The sequence below is a fragment of the Salmonella sp. HY31 genome (assembly GCF_042604575.1).
Taxonomy (GTDB): Bacteria; Pseudomonadota; Gammaproteobacteria; order Enterobacterales; family Enterobacteriaceae; genus Salmonella; species Salmonella diarizonae.
The window spans coordinates 4,733,308-4,748,990 of sequence record NZ_CP170479.1 but is presented as its reverse complement, the minus strand read 5'-3'; the positions used below and the strand labels follow the sequence as shown (position 1 = coordinate 4,748,990).

The following is a 15,683-nucleotide window of genomic DNA, read 5'->3' as shown; positions in this document are numbered from 1 at the left end:
TCGAAGAGAATCGATGTGAAAGTACTGACTGTATTTGGTACACGACCGGAGGCCATTAAGATGGCGCCTCTGGTCCATGCGCTGGAAAAAGATCCTCATTTCGAGGCCAAAGTATGCGTTACTGCGCAGCATCGGGAGATGCTTGATCAGGTATTAACTCTTTTTTCTATTGTGCCTGATTACGATCTCAATATTATGCAGCCGGGACAGGGGTTGACGGAAATTACCTGCCGAATTCTGGAGGGATTAAAGCCGATCCTGGCAGATTTTAAACCTGATGTGGTGCTGGTTCATGGCGATACCACCACTACGATTGCTACCAGCCTGGCGGCTTTCTATCAACGTATTCCGGTGGGGCACGTAGAAGCTGGGTTGCGAACCGGCGATCTCTATTCCCCGTGGCCGGAAGAGGCAAACCGCACGCTGACCGGACATCTGGCGATGTACCACTTTGCGCCGACCGAAAACTCGCGGCAGAATCTGTTGCGGGAGAATATTCCGGATGGGCGCATTTTTGTCACCGGCAATACCGTTATCGATGCGCTGATCTGGGTACGCGATCGCGTTCTGGCGAGCGATACATTACAGGCTGAACTGGCCGAGCAGTATCCTTTCCTCGACGTGAATAAGAAGATGATTCTGGTGACCGGTCATCGACGTGAAAGCTTTGGTCAGGGCTTTGAGCATATCTGCCATGCGCTGGCGGAAATCGCCGCAGCGAACCAGGATGTGCAAATTGTCTATCCGGTGCATCTCAATCCCAACGTCAGCGAACCTGTCAACCGTATCCTCGGCCATGTTGAAAACGTAGTACTGATTGAGCCGCAGGACTACTTACCTTTTGTCTGGCTGATGAATCACGCCTGGCTCATTCTGACGGATTCCGGCGGTATTCAGGAAGAAGCGCCGTCACTGGGTAAACCGGTATTGGTCATGCGTGAAACCACAGAGCGTCCGGAAGCGATTACCGCCGGTACGGTAAGGCTGGTCGGCACGGACTCCCGGCGCATTGTGGCGGAAGTCATGCGTCTGCTGCACGACGAAAATGAATATCAAACCATGAGCCGCGCCCATAATCCTTATGGCGACGGGCAGTCATGCGCGCGCATTTTACAGGCGTTAAAAAGTTATCGGGTATCGTTATGAGTTTTACGACCATTTCTGTTATTGGGCTGGGGTATATCGGATTACCCACTGCGGCCGCTTTTGCTTCCCGTCAGAAGCAGGTTATCGGCGTGGATATCAACCAACATGCAGTAGACACCATAAATCGCGGTGAAATTCACATCGTGGAGCCGGCGTTGGGCAATGTAGTGAAGATGGCGGTGAAAGGCGGCTTTCTGCGTGCAACGACGACGCCTGTCGAGGCCGATGCATACCTGATTGCAGTGCCGACGCCATTCAAAGGTGATCACGACCCTGACATGGCTTATGTGGAAGCCGCGGCGAAATCCATTGCGCCCGTATTAAAAAAAGGGGCGCTGGTGATTCTGGAATCGACATCGCCGGTTGGCGCAACGGAGCAAATGGCTGGCTGGCTGGCCGGGATGCGTCCGGATCTGACCTTTCCCCAGCAGGCGGGCGAGCAGGCCGACGTTAATATCGCCTATTGTCCGGAGCGTGTGCTGCCGGGTCAGGTGATGGTGGAACTCATTAAAAATGACCGCGTGATTGGCGGTATGACGCCAGTATGTTCGGCTCGCGCCAGCGCGCTGTACAAAATTTTCCTTGAGGGCGAATGCGTTGTCACCAACTCGCGCACCGCAGAGATGTGCAAGCTGACAGAAAATAGCTTCCGTGATGTGAATATCGCCTTTGCGAATGAATTGTCGCTGATTTGCGCCGATCAGGGGATTAACGTCTGGGAATTGATCCGCCTGGCGAACCGCCATCCGCGCGTCAATATTTTGCAGCCGGGCCCCGGCGTTGGCGGGCACTGCATTGCAGTCGATCCGTGGTTTATTGTGGCGCAAAATCCGCAGCAGGCGAGACTGATTCGCACCGCGCGTGAAGTGAACGACGGCAAACCGCACTGGGTGGTCGACCAGGTAAAAGCCGCGGTCGCAGATTGCCTGGCGGCCACCGATAAACGCGCCAGCGAAGTGAAAATCGCCTGTTTTGGGCTGGCCTTTAAGCCGAATATCGACGATCTGCGCGAAAGCCCGGCGATGGGGATCGCGCAAAGTATCGCCCGCTGGCACAGCGGCGAAACCCTGGTCGTCGAGCCGAATATTCGTCAGTTGCCGAAAAAATTAGATGGAGTTTGCACGCTGGCGAAACTGGACGCGGCGCTGGCCGCCGCCGATGTGCTGGTGATGCTGGTCGATCACGACGAATTTAAAGCGATTCGCGGCGATGCGGTTCATCAGCGTTATGTGGTCGATACCAAAGGAGTCTGGCGCTGATGAAACGCATTCTGGTGACTGGCGGCGCAGGCTTTATCGGATCTGCGGTGGTGCGGCATATCATCCATGAAACGGCAGACGCGGTGGTGGTGGTGGATAAACTCACCTATGCGGGCAACCTGATGTCTCTGGCGTCGGTGGCGCAAAGCGACCGTTTCGCCTTTGAGAAGGTGGATATCTGCGATCGGGCATCACTGGAGCGAATTTTCCAGCAGTATCAGCCCAATAGCGTGATGCACCTGGCGGCGGAAAGCCATGTAGACCGTTCCATCGACGGCCCGGCGGCGTTTATTGAAACGAATATCGTTGGTGCTTACACCTTGCTGGAGGCCGCTCGCGCTTACTGGTCCGCGCTTGACGCGGACGCTAAAGCGGCGTTCCGCTTCCATCATATCTCCACCGATGAAGTGTATGGCGACCTGCATACCGCAGACGATTTCTTCACCGAAACCACGCCATATGCGCCAAGCAGCCCTTACTCCGCCTCCAAAGCCAGCAGCGACCATCTGGTACGCGCCTGGTTACGTACCTACGGTCTGCCTACGCTTGTCACCAACTGCTCTAATAACTACGGGCCATACCATTTCCCGGAAAAACTGATTCCGCTGATGATTCTGAACGCGCTGGCGGGTAAACCATTGCCGGTCTATGGCAACGGTCAGCAAATTCGCGACTGGCTGTATGTGGAGGATCACGCCCGCGCGTTGTATCACGTGGCGACGAACGGCGCGGTGGGCGAAACGTATAATATCGGCGGTCATAACGAACGCAAAAATCTGGATGTAGTCAGGACGATTTGCGCTCTGTTGGAGGAACTGGCCCCGCAAAAACCGCCGGGTGTGGTGAATTATCACGATCTGATTACCTTTGTCGACGATCGGCCCGGTCATGACTTACGTTATGCCATCGACGCGTCGAAAATCGCCCGCGAGCTGGGCTGGACGCCGCAGGAAACCTTCGAAAGCGGGATGCGAAAAACCGTTCAGTGGTATCTCGCCAATGAGGCCTGGTGGAAACCCGTGCAGGATGGCAGTTATCAGGGCGAACGCTTAGGTCTGAAACGCTAAACGGCAGGCTCTTACTCCTGGAGGAGAAACGAATGAAAGGCATCATTCTGGCGGGAGGTTCCGGTACCCGGTTGCATCCCATTACGCGCGGCGTATCAAAGCAGCTTCTGCCCGTCTACGACAAGCCGATGATTTATTATCCGTTATCGGTGCTAATGCTGGCGGGCATTCGTGAGATCCTGATCATCACCACGCCGGAAGATAAACGCGACTTTCAGCGTTTGCTGGGCAACGGTGCAGCGTTCGGTATCGATTTACATTATGCCGAGCAGCCCAGTCCGGACGGGCTGGCACAGGCCTTTATCATTGGCGAAGCGTTCCTCAACGGTGAACCTTCCTGCCTGGTATTAGGCGATAATATCTTTTTTGGTCAGGGCTTTAGTCCCAAACTCCGTCAGGTCGCGGCGCGTACCGAAGGCGCCACGGTATTTGGCTATCAGGTCATGGACCCGGAACGCTTTGGCGTCGTGGAGTTTGACGATGATTTTCGCGCGCTCTCGCTGGAAGAAAAGCCGAAACAGCCTAAATCTAACTGGGCGGTCACCGGCCTCTATTTCTATGACAGCAAGGTCGTCGAGTATGCGAAGCGCGTGAAACCGTCCGGGCGTGGTGAGCTGGAGATCACTTCTATCAACCAGATGTATCTGGAGGAAGGTAAGCTGACCGTTGAACTGCTGGGCCGCGGCTTCGCCTGGCTGGATACTGGCACCCACGACAGCCTGATTGAGGCGAGCACTTTTGTGCAGACGGTGGAAAAGCGCCAGGGCTTCAAAATTGCCTGTCTGGAGGAAATTGCCTGGCGCAACGGCTGGCTGGATGATGATGGTTTGAAACGCGCCGCCAGTCAGCTTGAAAAAACCGGCTATGGCCAATATTTACTGGAGTTGCTCCGTGCCCGTCCGCGCCAGTATTGAACCGTTACTCTGGGAAAATACGTTCTTTGGCGTGAATAGCGGCATTGTGCGTATCGATGCCTCAGCGCCCGAATTAACGCCAGAAGCGCTGCAGGCGTGGCAACGCGTGCAGGTAAAAGTACCGGCTGAAAACATCGCCTGGCTGTCGGCGTTGCAATCGCTGGGATTCTCTTTGGTTGAAGGCGAGGTGGATTTTGCGTTGCCGGTAAAAGGGCATGCCTACCAGCATGGCGCGGAAATTGCACGCCTTACGGACATCCCTGCTTTGCGTCAGTTGGCCGGAGAGGCGTTTACGCAGAGTCGTTTTCGCGCGCCGTGGTATGCGCCCGACGCCAGCGCCCGTTTTTACGCCCAGTGGATTGAGAATGCGGTACGCGGCACGTTTGATCACCAATGCCTGGTGCTTCGCACGGAAACAGGCGCTATCCGCGGTTACGTCTCGCTGCGGGAATTGAATGATACCGACGCGCGCATCGGTCTGTTGGCCGGACGCGGCGCGGGAGCGGAACTTATGCAGGCGGCGATCTGTTGGGCGCAGCGTCGCGGCAAAGCAACATTGCGGGTGGCGACCCAGTTGGGCAACACCGCCGCGCTTAAACGTTACATACAAAGCGGTGCCAACATCGAAAGCACTGCGTACTGGTTATACAGGTGACAACATGATTCCTTTTAATGCGCCGCCGGTGGTGGGAACCGAACTCGAATACATGCAGTCTGCAATGAGCAGCGGCAAACTGTGTGGCGACGGCGGCTTTACGCGTCGTTGCCAGCAGTGGCTGGAGCAACATTTCGGCAGCGCGAAGGTGTTGCTGACGCCTTCCTGTACCGCGTCGCTGGAGATGGCGGCCCTGTTGTTGGATATTCAGCCCGGCGATGAAGTGATCATGCCGAGCTTTACGTTTGTCTCCACCGCTAACGCTTTTGTCCTGCGCGGCGCGAAAATTGTGTTTGTCGATATTCGTCCGGATACGATGAATATTGACGAAATGCTGATTGAGGCGGCGATCACCGATAAGACCCGCGCTATCGTGCCGGTACACTACGCTGGCGTCGCTTGTGAAATGGACGTCATCATGGCGCTGGCGGATAAGTATAATCTGTTCGTTGTCGAGGACGCCGCCCAGGGCGTGATGTCCACGTACAAAGGCCGCGCGTTAGGGACGATCGGTCATATCGGCTGTTTTAGTTTCCATGAAACCAAAAATTACACCGCTGGTGGCGAAGGCGGTGCGACGTTGATTAACGATCGGGCGCTGATTGAACGCGCGGAGATCATCCGCGAAAAAGGCACCAACCGCAGTCAGTTCTTCCGTGGTCAGGTGGATAAATACACCTGGCGGGATATCGGCTCCAGTTATTTGATGTCCGATCTGCAGGCTGCCTACCTGTGGGCGCAACTGGAGGCCGCCGATCGTATCAATCAACAGCGTCTGTCGCTGTGGCGGACTTACTACGATGCGTTAACCCCGCTGGCGCGCGCCGGGCGTATCGAGCTGCCTTCTATTCCGGAAAACTGCGGGCATAATGCCCACATGTTTTACATCAAACTGCGGGATATCGCCGATCGCAGCGCGCTAATTAATTTCCTGAAAGAGGCGGAAATCATGGCGGTATTCCATTACATTCCGCTGCATGATTGTCCGGCGGGCGATAAATTCGGCGAGTTTATCGGGGACGATGTCTACACCACAAAAGAGAGCGAACGTTTGCTGCGTCTGCCGCTGTTTTATAATCTTGCGCCCGTCGATCAACGGACGGTGATTGCCACCTTGCTAAATTATTTCTCCTGATATGTCGCTTGCTAAAGCCTCTCTGTGGACGGCGGTCAGTACGCTGGTAAAAATTGGCGCCGGACTGCTGGTGGTGAAACTGCTGGCCGTCTCTTTTGGCCCGGCGGGCGTCGGACAAGCGGGTAACTTCCGCCAGATGATCACCGTGCTGGGCGTATTGGCGGGTGCCGGGATATTTAACGGCGTGACCAAACTCGTCGCACAACATCATGATGACCCGGCGCAGTTACGTACCGTGGTGGGAACCTCCTCCGCGATGGTATTGGGTTTCTCTACGCTACTGGCGCTGGTCTTCCTGCTGGCGGCGGCGCCGATTAGCCAGGGACTGTTCGGTCACACGGACTATCAAGGGCTGGTGCGTCTGGTTGCGCTGGTACAAATGGGGATCGCCTGGGCGAACCTGCTGCTGGCGCTGATGAAGGGCTTTCGTGACGCGTCGGGTAATGCCTTATCGTTAATTGTCGGCAGCTTTTTGGGCGTCGCCGCCTGGTATCTCTGCTACCGTGTTGGCGGCTATGAAGGCGCGTTGCTTGGCCTGGCGCTGGTGCCGGCGCTGGTGGTAGTGCCTGCCGGTATGATATTGATTAAGCGCGGCACCGTCCCGCTACACTATCTCAGGCCCTCCTGGGACAACGGTCTGGCAGGGCAGCTCAGTAAATTTACCCTGATGGCGCTGATTACCTCCGTTACGATGCCGGTCGCCTATGTGATGATGCGAAACCAACTGGCCGCGCACTATAGCTGGAGCGATGTCGGGATCTGGCAGGGCGTAAGCAGCATTTCTGACGCCTATCTGCAATTTATCACCGCCTCTTTTAGTGTTTACCTGTTACCCACGCTTTCACGCCTGACGGAAAAACAGGACATTACGCGTGAGGTGGTAAAAGCGCTGAAATTTGTTTTACCGGCAGTCGCGGCCGCGAGTTTTACCGTCTGGCTACTGCGCGATTTTGCTATCTGGCTGCTTTTTTCCGCTAAATTCACCGCGATGCGCGATCTGTTCGCCTGGCAGTTAGTGGGTGACGTGCTGAAAGTCGGCGCCTATGTTTTCGGTTATCTGGTGATTGCCAAAGCGTCGTTGCGATTTTACATTCTGGCCGAAATTAGCCAGTTCATTCTGTTAACGGCGTTCGCTCACTGGCTGATTCCCGCTCACGGCGCACTGGGTGCGGCACAGGCTTATATGGCCACCTATATTGTCTATTTTTCACTTTGTTGCGGCATATTTTTACTCTGGCGTAGGCGAGCATGACTGTACTGATTCACGTCCTGGGATCGGATATCCCTCACCATAACCACACCGTGCTGCGGTTTTTCAATGATACGCTGGCTGCCACAAGCGAGCACGCGCGCGAATTTATGGTTGCCGGCGAGGATAACGGCTTCACGGAAAGCTGTCCGGCGCTCTCGCTTCGCTTTTATGGTAGTAAGAAAGCGCTGGCTCAGGCGGTCATCGCCAAAGCGAAAGCAAATCGTCGACAGCGCTTCTTCTTTCACGGTCAATTCAACACCAGCCTGTGGCTGGCGCTGTTAAGCGGCGGTATTAAGCCCGCCCAGTTTTACTGGCATATCTGGGGCGCGGATCTCTACGAAGTGTCCAGCGGGCTGAAATTCCGCCTTTTCTACCCGCTTCGTCGTATCGCGCAGGGGCGAGTAGGGGGCGTATTCGCGACGCGCGGCGATCTCAGCTATTTTGCGCGCCAGCACCCGGGCGTACGCGGCGAGTTACTCTATTTCCCGACGCGCATGGACCCTTCCCTGAATTCTATGGCAAAAGAGCGCCAACGTGCGGGGAAATTGACTATTTTGGTAGGTAACTCCGGCGATCGCAGTAACGAGCATATTGCGGCGTTACGGGCGGTGTATCAGCAGTTTGGCGATACGGTAAACGTGGTGGTGCCGATGGGCTATCCGGTCAATAACCAGGCCTATATTGATGAGGTTCGTCAGGCAGGTCTGACGCTATTTAGCGATGAAAATTTGCAAATTCTTAGTGAAAAAATGGAATTTGATGCCTATCTTGCGCTGCTTCGTCAGTGCGACCTCGGTTATTTTATTTTTGCCCGCCAACAGGGGATTGGGACGTTGTGTCTGCTAATTCAGGCCGATATCCCGTGCGTACTGAATCGTGACAACCCTTTCTGGCAGGATATGGCGGAACAGCATCTGCCCGTTCTGTTTACCACCGATGATTTGAATGAGCAGGTGGTGCGCGAGGCGCAGCGTCAGCTCGCATCGGTAGATAAAAGCGGCATCACCTTCTTTAGCCCCAATTACCTGCAACCGTGGCATAATGCGTTGAGAGTCGCCGCAGGAGAAGCCGAATGAGTTTGATGCAATTCAGCGGGCTGCTGGTGGTCTGGCTGCTTTCTACGCTGTTTATCGCCACGCTGACCTGGTTTGAATTCCGCCGCGTGCGTTTTAACTTCAACGTTTTCTTTTCGTTGCTATTTTTATTGACCTTCTTTTTTGGTTTCCCGCTAACCAGCGTGCTGGTATTTCGTTTCGATGTTGGCGTCGCGCCGCCGGAAATCTTATTGCAGGCTTTATTATCCGCCGCCTGTTTCTACGGCGTGTATTACGTGACCTATAAAACGCGTTTACGCAAACGCGTTGTGGATGTACCACGCAAGCCGCTATTTACCATGAACCGGGTGGAAACCCACCTTACCTGGGTGATCCTGATGGGCATCGCGCTGGTGAGCGTCGGGATTTTCTTTATGCATAACGGCTTTTTGCTGTTCCGGCTGCACTCCTACAGCCAGATCTTTTCCAGCGAAGTTTCCGGTGTGGCGTTAAAACGGTTCTTCTATTTCTTCATTCCGGCGATGCTGGTGGTCTATTTCCTGCGCCAGGACAGCAAAGCGTGGCTGTTCTTTCTGGTGAGCACCGTCGCGTTTGGTCTGTTGACCTATATGATTGTCGGCGGTACGCGCGCCAACATCATTATTGCGTTTGCTATCTTCTTGTTTATCGGCATTATTCGGGGCTGGATCAGTCTGTGGATGCTGGCGGCGGCGGGCGTGCTGGGGATTGTCGGTATGTTCTGGCTGGCGCTCAAACGCTACGGATTAAATGTGAGCGGCGATGAGGCGTTCTATACGTTTCTCTACCTGACGCGCGATACCTTCTCGCCGTGGGAGAATTTGGCGCTGCTGTTGCAAAATTACCACAATATTGATTTTCAGGGGCTGGCCCCTATTGTGCGTGATTTCTACGTCTTTATTCCCACCTGGTTATGGCCGGGACGACCCAGCATCGTGCTGAATTCTGCGAATTACTTTACCTGGGAAGTCCTGAATAACCATTCCGGCCTGGCGATCTCGCCAACGCTTATCGGATCGCTGGTGGTCATGGGCGGGGCGCTGTTTATTCCGCTCGGCGCGATCGTCGTCGGGCTGATTATCAAATGGTTCGACTGGCTGTATGAACTGGGTAACCGGGAGACCAATCGCTATAAGGCGGCGATTCTGCACAGTTTCTGCTTTGGCGCCATCTTTAATATGATTGTGCTGGCGCGAGAAGGGCTGGATTCGTTTGTCTCGCGCGTGGTTTTCTTCCTGGTGGTTTTTGGCGCCAGCCTGCTGGTTGCTAAGCTTCTGTTTTGGCTATTTGATAGCGCCGGACTGATTCATCAACGTACAACTTCGCTCCCTCAGGCACAGGTGGAAGGAAAACTATGACCAATAATGCCGCTGCGCCTCTTTACTCGCTGCGTGGATTACCTTTGATTGGCTGGCGCGACATGTCACATGCGCTGAATTATCTGTTTGCCGATGGTCAACTGAAGAAAGGCACATTGGTGGCGATCAACGCCGAAAAGTTGTTGACGGCGGAAGATAATCCGGAAGTACGCGCGTTGATAGCGGCGGCGGAATTTAAATATGCCGATGGCATCAGCGTGGTGCGTTCAATACGTAAAAAATTTCCACAGGCGCAGGTCTCTCGCGTGGCTGGCGCCGACCTTTGGGAAGCGTTAATGGCGCGCGCGGGTAAAGAAGGCACGCCGGTATTTCTTGTCGGCGGCAAGCCTGAGGTGCTGGCGCAGACGGAAGCAAAACTGCGGACGCAGTGGAACGTCAATATTGTGGGTAGCCAGGACGGTTACTTTAAACCGGAGCAGCGTCAGGCGCTATTTGCGCGTATCCATGCCAGCGGCGCGAAAATTATCACCGTCGCAATGGGATCGCCAAAACAGGAATTGCTAATGCGCGATTGTCGGGAAGTGCATCCCCATGCGCTATATATGGGCGTGGGCGGCACCTATGATGTGTTTACCGGTCACGTCAAACGCGCCCCGAAAATATGGCAGAATCTGGGGCTGGAGTGGTTGTATCGTCTGCTTTCCCAGCCAAGCCGTATTACCCGCCAGATGCGTCTGCTGCGCTACCTTCGCTGGCACTATACTGGCGATCTCTAATTCTCCCTTCTGATGACTTGAGCAGCGGATTGTGCTTATGACGCTGCTCATTTACAACATAATCGATGCTTTCTTACACAATAAGTGCATTTTTTTAATGCTTCATTTGCCATTTGTCCAAATTTAAGAAAATATTCGCAACAATCGATGTACCCATAACAATAACCGGTACTACCGGAACCGTTGCAAACACGACATGAGGATTTATGGCAGAGAAAAAACCGGAGCTACAGCGTGGGCTGGAAGCTCGTCATATTGAATTGATTGCCCTCGGGGGCACCATCGGCGTCGGACTCTTTATGGGTGCCGCCAGTACGCTGAAATGGGCGGGCCCGTCAGTGCTGCTGGCGTATATCATCGCCGGATTGTTCGTCTTTTTCATCATGCGTTCAATGGGGGAGATGCTCTTTCTGGAACCTGTTACCGGCTCCTTTGCCGTGTACGCCCACCGGTATATGAGTCCCTTTTTTGGCTATCTTACCGCCTGGTCATACTGGTTTATGTGGATGGCGGTCGGGATCTCGGAAATTACCGCCATTGGGGTCTACGTCCAGTTCTGGTTTCCGGAGATGGCGCAGTGGATACCGGCGCTGATTGCTGTAGGTCTGGTCGCGTTGGCGAATCTGGCAGCGGTGCGCCTGTATGGTGAAATCGAGTTCTGGTTTGCGATGATCAAAGTCACCACTATTATTGTGATGATCATCATCGGCCTGGGGGTGATTTTCTTCGGCTTTGGTAACGGCGGCCAGGCGATTGGCTTTGGTAATCTGACCGAGCATGGCGGCTTTTTTGCCGGCGGCTGGAAAGGCTTTCTGACCGCATTATGTATCGTGGTGGCCTCTTATCAGGGCGTAGAGCTGATCGGTATTACCGCCGGTGAAGCGAAGAATCCGCAGGTGACGTTGCGTAGCGCGGTGGGTAAAGTGCTGTGGCGTATCCTGATTTTTTATGTTGGCGCGATTTTCGTGATCGTCACCATTTTCCCGTGGAATGAGATTGGCAGCAACGGCAGCCCCTTTGTGCTCACCTTCGCGAAAATCGGCATCACCGCCGCGGCAGGCATTATCAACTTTGTCGTGCTGACGGCGGCGCTCTCCGGCTGTAACAGTGGAATGTATAGTTGTGGGCGTATGCTTTACGCGCTGGCGAAAAACCGTCAACTGCCGGCGGCAGTCGCGAAAGTCTCCCGCCATGGCGTGCCGGTCGCGGGCGTGGCGCTCTCTATTTTGATTTTGCTGGTAGGTTCTTGCCTGAACTACATCATCCCCAATCCGCAGCGCGTCTTTGTGTACGTTTATAGCGCCAGCGTACTGCCGGGGATGGTGCCGTGGTTTGTCATTCTGATTAGCCAACTGCGCTTTCGTCGGGCGCATAAAGAAGCGATTGCGGATCATCCTTTTCGTTCCATTATGTTCCCGTGGGCGAACTATTTGACGATGGCGTTTCTGGTTTGCGTTTTAATCGGCATGTACTTTAATGAAGATACGCGCATGTCGCTGTTTGTCGGCGTCATCTTCCTGCTGGCCGTAACGCTGGTCTACAAAGTTTTCGGCCTGAATCGTCACGGAACCGCCCATAAGGTGGGGGAATAAGCGCCAAAATGCGCAAAGCATAACCAAACGCGCATTTTATTTAAAAAGGCACTGGACAGCGGGGTGTGAAGTCCGTATTATCCACCCCCGCAACGGCGCTAAGCGCCCGTAGCTCAGCTGGATAGAGCGCTGCCCTCCGGAGGCAGAGGTCTCAGGTTCGAATCCTGTCGGGCGTACCATTTATTTAGGTGCTTGAGCTGCGGTGGTTTAATACCGCGTAAAAAGTTTCAGTGGTGGCTATAGCTCAGTTGGTAGAGCCCTGGATTGTGATTCCAGTTGTCGTGGGTTCGAATCCCATTAGCCACCCCATTAATATAGAGTTGTGAAACGCGAAGGTGGCGGAATTGGTAGACGCGCTAGCTTCAGGTGTTAGTGTCCTTACGGACGTGGGGGTTCAAGTCCCCCCCCTCGCACCACGACTCAATGAATTGAACTAAAAATTCAAAAAAGCAGTATATCGGCGAGTAGCGCAGCTTGGTAGCGCAACTGGTTTGGGACCAGTGGGTCGGAGGTTCGAATCCTCTCTCGCCGACCAATTTTGAACCCCGCTTCGGCGGGGTTTTTTGTTTTCTGTTCCTTTTCAACCTTTTATCCCGCACGAGTTATCATTGTGGTTTATTGGCGATATCCTTGTCTTCATTTGTCGCTGTTCGGTGACGAATAATCTATTGATTAATAATCACTTTATAAAAAGCATCCTGTTCTGTCTCCATCGGGCGACATGCTAAAGCCTCGCCAGCGGCGGGAAGATGACAATCGCGTGAATTCTCTACGTTTTTTTAACACCAGCGCCTGTTTTTTAGCGGTGCAAAGATGGCACGTTATGTGCAATAATATACGGGTAGATGCTCATTCCATCTCTTATGCTCGCCTTTTGGCCTCATAAACTCAGGAATGATGCAGAGCCGTTTACGGTGCTTATCGTCCACTGACAGATGTCGCTTATGCCTCATCAAACACCCTGGACACAACGTTGAGTGAAGCACCCCTTTATGTTGTCATACAGACCTGTTTTGACGCCTGCCCCTAACCGGCAGGCGTTTTTTTATTTATGGCTAAAAGAGATTTTTGCCGGGAGGCAGTGCGGGCCCGGTAAGCAAAAACGCCACCGGGCAGCAGACGATTACTGCGGGGAATTGTTCTGTAGCGTCAGCATCAGGCCGTCGCGCCGCATGGTGGCGGCTTCTTCCGGTTGATGCAGTCGATCGAGCGCATCGGCAAGCCAGGCATAATCATACGCGTCCGGGCGTTGTTTCAGCGCGGCGCGGAAAGCCAGGGTTGCCTCCTGCCATTCACCGTGTTTCATCAGCGACTGGCCGAGCGTGCTCCATAGCAGCGGGCGATCGCCTACCGTCTTGATTTGCTGGCGCAGCACTTTCTCCAGTTGTTCCGGATTATTGGTTCTGAGGCGAGGAATTGGCAGCACCAGCCGATCGTCATACTGGCGTTTCAGACCGTCGATGATAATCTGCTGCGCCATATCATGATCGTCACATTCGATCAGATGCTCGGCCATCGCGACCTGAAGCGCCACTTGATGGCGGGTTTTACGGCTTTGGTTTTTCCACCAGGTGCGTAATCCCTCGCTGCCTTGCTCGGCGCGCGCCTGATCCATGAGTCCTATCCACGCCTGTTGTTCGAGCATGGCGCGATGCGCTTCATCGCCGACGTGCGCTTTTGCCATGGATGGGATGATATCCAGTAAAGAACTCCATGCGCCGGTGCGAATATAGGCCTGCTCCGCCAGACGCAGGACTTCCGGGTGACGCGGCGTGACCTCCAGCAGTTTGTCCACGCCGTGACGCGCCGCATGATTTTCATTGCGCGCTAGCTGTAAGCGCACGCGCGTGATCTCGACCGGGATGGTGTCGTTCCCCGCCAGCTCTGCCGCACGTTCAAGGTGCTGATTGGCGCGCGCTTCATCGCCGCGCTGCTGCGCCGCTTCTGCCGCCAGCAGATAATTCACCACCGGCTGTTCAGCATGATCGGCATTTTTTGACATCAGCTTTTCAACCTGCTGATAGTCGCCCTCCGCCAGCTTCAGCAGCGCCTGTTCGGTCTGTTTGCGGGCGCGACGGCGTTTACGTCCGGCAAACCAACCGCGGGTGTGCGCGCCGGTACGAAACAGACGGCGTAGCAACCACTCAATGGCGAATAGCACCACCATAGTGACGATGAGAATGATCGCCAGTCCGGTTACGCTGGTTTCAATGTTGTAGTTATCGGTCTGGATTAACACATAGCCCTGGTGACCGGCTATCATCGGGCCGACCACGATACCCGCGAGTAACAACACAAAGAGCAATAATACTTTTAGCATCATTATTCTCCTTGCGGCGCGGCTGCCGGAGCGTCTGTCTGCGTGGCGGGCGCTTCCGTAGAGGCTGTCGGTTGCGCCAGCAGATTACGCACGCGGGTTTGCATCAGTTTTTCAAGAATCGCCTGGCTTTCCAGGGTTTCCGGCAGATCCATCGTGATATTTTGCTGGCTTAATTTATCGACTTCCTCCAGGAAGGCTTTTGTCGCGGCGTCGTCAGTATCGTAATAAGCGCGAACCCAGGTCGAAACGTTATCCAGCGCCTGGCGGTATGTTTCTTCCTGATGGCGTGGGACGGCCTGTGCGGCGACTAACAGGCGGGAGCGAATATTTTCGCGTAAATAGACGTCCTGGTTCGGCGCCAGCAGCGGTACGGCGGTATCATCGCGGCGGCGAATGGTAATAAAGCTGTCCATAAAGTTCTGCCAGCTTTTTTGCAGGTTAACGCGCCATTCGCTTAGCGAACTGGACAGCTCGCTGCTATCTGAATCCATCGGCGAGTCATCGCTATCGTTATCCGCCAGACGCAGGTTATCGATTTGGTTAGAGAGCTGATTGAGTTTGAGAATAATGCCGTCGTAGTCGATCTGCGCAACGGATGACAAGCTGGCGATATCGTCAGTAATCGCACGTCGTGCGGTAATCAGGCTGGGGTCATTCATGTCTGCCAGACTGGCGTCAGCGCTTTTGAGTAGCGCAGCGGCGGTAGTGACGTCCTGATCGCTCCACAGCTTGCGTCCGGCGAGTTTCACCAGAAAATCAGCCTGCGCCAACAGCCAGGTTTTGGCGTCGCTGCCGGAAATGGTGGCGACTTTTTGTTGTACTTCATCAAGTTGTTTCGCCAGCGCCGCCTGTTGGCGATTCGCGTCATCTAACTGCGCCGCTTGTTTTTTGATAATCCCTTCCAGCTCTGATTTTTGGCTCTCCTGCGCCTTTTGCAAGGCGGTCAGCTGATTCGCCAGCGCATCGCTGGTTTCCGTTTGCGCGGTTGCCTGCTGTTTTCCCCAGCCATAAAGCCCAATACCTGCCGCCAGGGCAATCGCGATCGCCACCGCGCTTAATACCAGCGCGGCGCCGTTCTTACTTTTTTTCTCGGTATTGACTGGCTGTGGCGTGGTTTCCACGGTCTCCCTGGTCTCATCAACCACGGCGGAGGATTTTTCTTGTTCCGTCATTAT

The 15,683-nt window shown here is 54.4% G+C and carries 13 protein-coding genes and 4 tRNA genes; 15 read left to right on the top strand and 2 right to left on the bottom strand.

The features are described 5' to 3' along the window. The first annotated feature begins 15 nt into the window (after window positions 1-15). The 15 genes from wecB (at window position 16) to ACE15A_RS22670 (ending at window position 12,723) form a co-directional block, all read left to right on the top strand. Window positions 16-1,146 (top strand): non-hydrolyzing UDP-N-acetylglucosamine 2-epimerase, encoded by a 1,131-nt coding sequence (wecB, locus tag ACE15A_RS22740; protein WP_023247375.1) that lies wholly within the window; start codon window positions 16-18, stop codon window positions 1,144-1,146. After that, a complete protein-coding gene (gene wecC / locus ACE15A_RS22735; protein WP_053510970.1) occupies window positions 1,143-2,405 on the top strand; it encodes a UDP-N-acetyl-D-mannosamine dehydrogenase in 1,263 nt (420 codons plus the stop codon). The genes wecB and wecC overlap by 4 nt, the downstream gene beginning before the upstream one ends. Further along, window positions 2,405-3,472, top strand: a complete 1,068-nt coding sequence (gene rffG, locus ACE15A_RS22730) for a dTDP-glucose 4,6-dehydratase (protein WP_053510972.1) — start codon at window positions 2,405-2,407, stop codon at window positions 3,470-3,472. The genes wecC and rffG overlap by 1 nt, the downstream gene beginning before the upstream one ends. Before the next feature lie 32 nt (window positions 3,473-3,504). Beyond that, complete coding sequence (gene rfbA, locus ACE15A_RS22725) at window positions 3,505-4,386, top strand: glucose-1-phosphate thymidylyltransferase RfbA (RefSeq protein ID WP_023247378.1); 882 nt, start codon at window positions 3,505-3,507, stop codon at window positions 4,384-4,386. Next, a complete protein-coding gene (gene rffC, locus ACE15A_RS22720) occupies window positions 4,364-5,041 on the top strand; it encodes a dTDP-4-amino-4,6-dideoxy-D-galactose acyltransferase (protein WP_053510974.1) in 678 nt (225 codons plus the stop codon). Before rfbA ends, rffC begins: the two co-directional genes overlap by 23 nt. A gap of 4 nt (window positions 5,042-5,045) precedes the next feature. Then, a complete protein-coding gene (rffA, locus tag ACE15A_RS22715; RefSeq protein ID WP_053510976.1) occupies window positions 5,046-6,176 on the top strand; it encodes a dTDP-4-amino-4,6-dideoxygalactose transaminase in 1,131 nt (376 codons plus the stop codon). Window position 6,177: 1 nt separating this feature from the next. Beyond that, window positions 6,178-7,428: a lipid III flippase WzxE gene (wzxE, locus tag ACE15A_RS22710; RefSeq protein WP_023247381.1), complete on the top strand. Its 1,251-nt coding sequence runs from the start codon at window positions 6,178-6,180 to the stop codon at window positions 7,426-7,428. Further along, window positions 7,425-8,504: a TDP-N-acetylfucosamine:lipid II N-acetylfucosaminyltransferase gene (locus ACE15A_RS22705; protein WP_053510977.1), complete on the top strand. Its 1,080-nt coding sequence runs from the start codon at window positions 7,425-7,427 to the stop codon at window positions 8,502-8,504. Before wzxE ends, ACE15A_RS22705 begins: the two co-directional genes overlap by 4 nt. After that, on the top strand, window positions 8,501-9,859 hold the full coding sequence (wzyE, locus tag ACE15A_RS22700; protein WP_023180344.1) for an ECA oligosaccharide polymerase: 1,359 nt from the start codon (window positions 8,501-8,503) through the stop codon (window positions 9,857-9,859). The genes ACE15A_RS22705 and wzyE overlap by 4 nt, the downstream gene beginning before the upstream one ends. Next, a complete protein-coding gene (gene wecG / locus ACE15A_RS22695) occupies window positions 9,856-10,596 on the top strand; it encodes a lipopolysaccharide N-acetylmannosaminouronosyltransferase (protein WP_053510979.1) in 741 nt (246 codons plus the stop codon). Before wzyE ends, wecG begins: the two co-directional genes overlap by 4 nt. Before the next feature lie 206 nt (window positions 10,597-10,802). Beyond that, on the top strand, window positions 10,803-12,188 hold the full coding sequence (locus tag ACE15A_RS22690; RefSeq protein WP_000818378.1) for an amino acid permease: 1,386 nt from the start codon (window positions 10,803-10,805) through the stop codon (window positions 12,186-12,188). A 102-nt stretch (window positions 12,189-12,290) separates the two neighbouring features. Next, window positions 12,291-12,367, top strand: a tRNA-Arg gene (locus ACE15A_RS22685). A 54-nt stretch (window positions 12,368-12,421) separates the two neighbouring features. Further along, window positions 12,422-12,497 (top strand) — tRNA-His (locus ACE15A_RS22680). Between the two features lie 20 nt (window positions 12,498-12,517). Continuing rightward, window positions 12,518-12,604: transfer RNA gene (locus ACE15A_RS22675), tRNA-Leu, on the top strand. Between the two features lie 42 nt (window positions 12,605-12,646). Further along, window positions 12,647-12,723: transfer RNA gene (locus ACE15A_RS22670), tRNA-Pro, on the top strand. A 588-nt stretch (window positions 12,724-13,311) separates the two neighbouring features. On the opposite strand, the gene hemY is transcribed toward ACE15A_RS22670, so the two are convergent. Continuing rightward, window positions 13,312-14,508, bottom strand: coding sequence for a protoheme IX biogenesis protein HemY (hemY, locus tag ACE15A_RS22665; protein ID WP_044136175.1), 1,197 nt, complete (start codon window positions 14,506-14,508; stop codon window positions 13,312-13,314). Between the two features lie 2 nt (window positions 14,509-14,510). Next, window positions 14,511-15,680, bottom strand: coding sequence for a uroporphyrinogen-III C-methyltransferase (hemX, locus tag ACE15A_RS22660; protein WP_053510980.1), 1,170 nt, complete (start codon window positions 15,678-15,680; stop codon window positions 14,511-14,513). Between the last annotated feature and the right edge of the window lie 3 nt (window positions 15,681-15,683).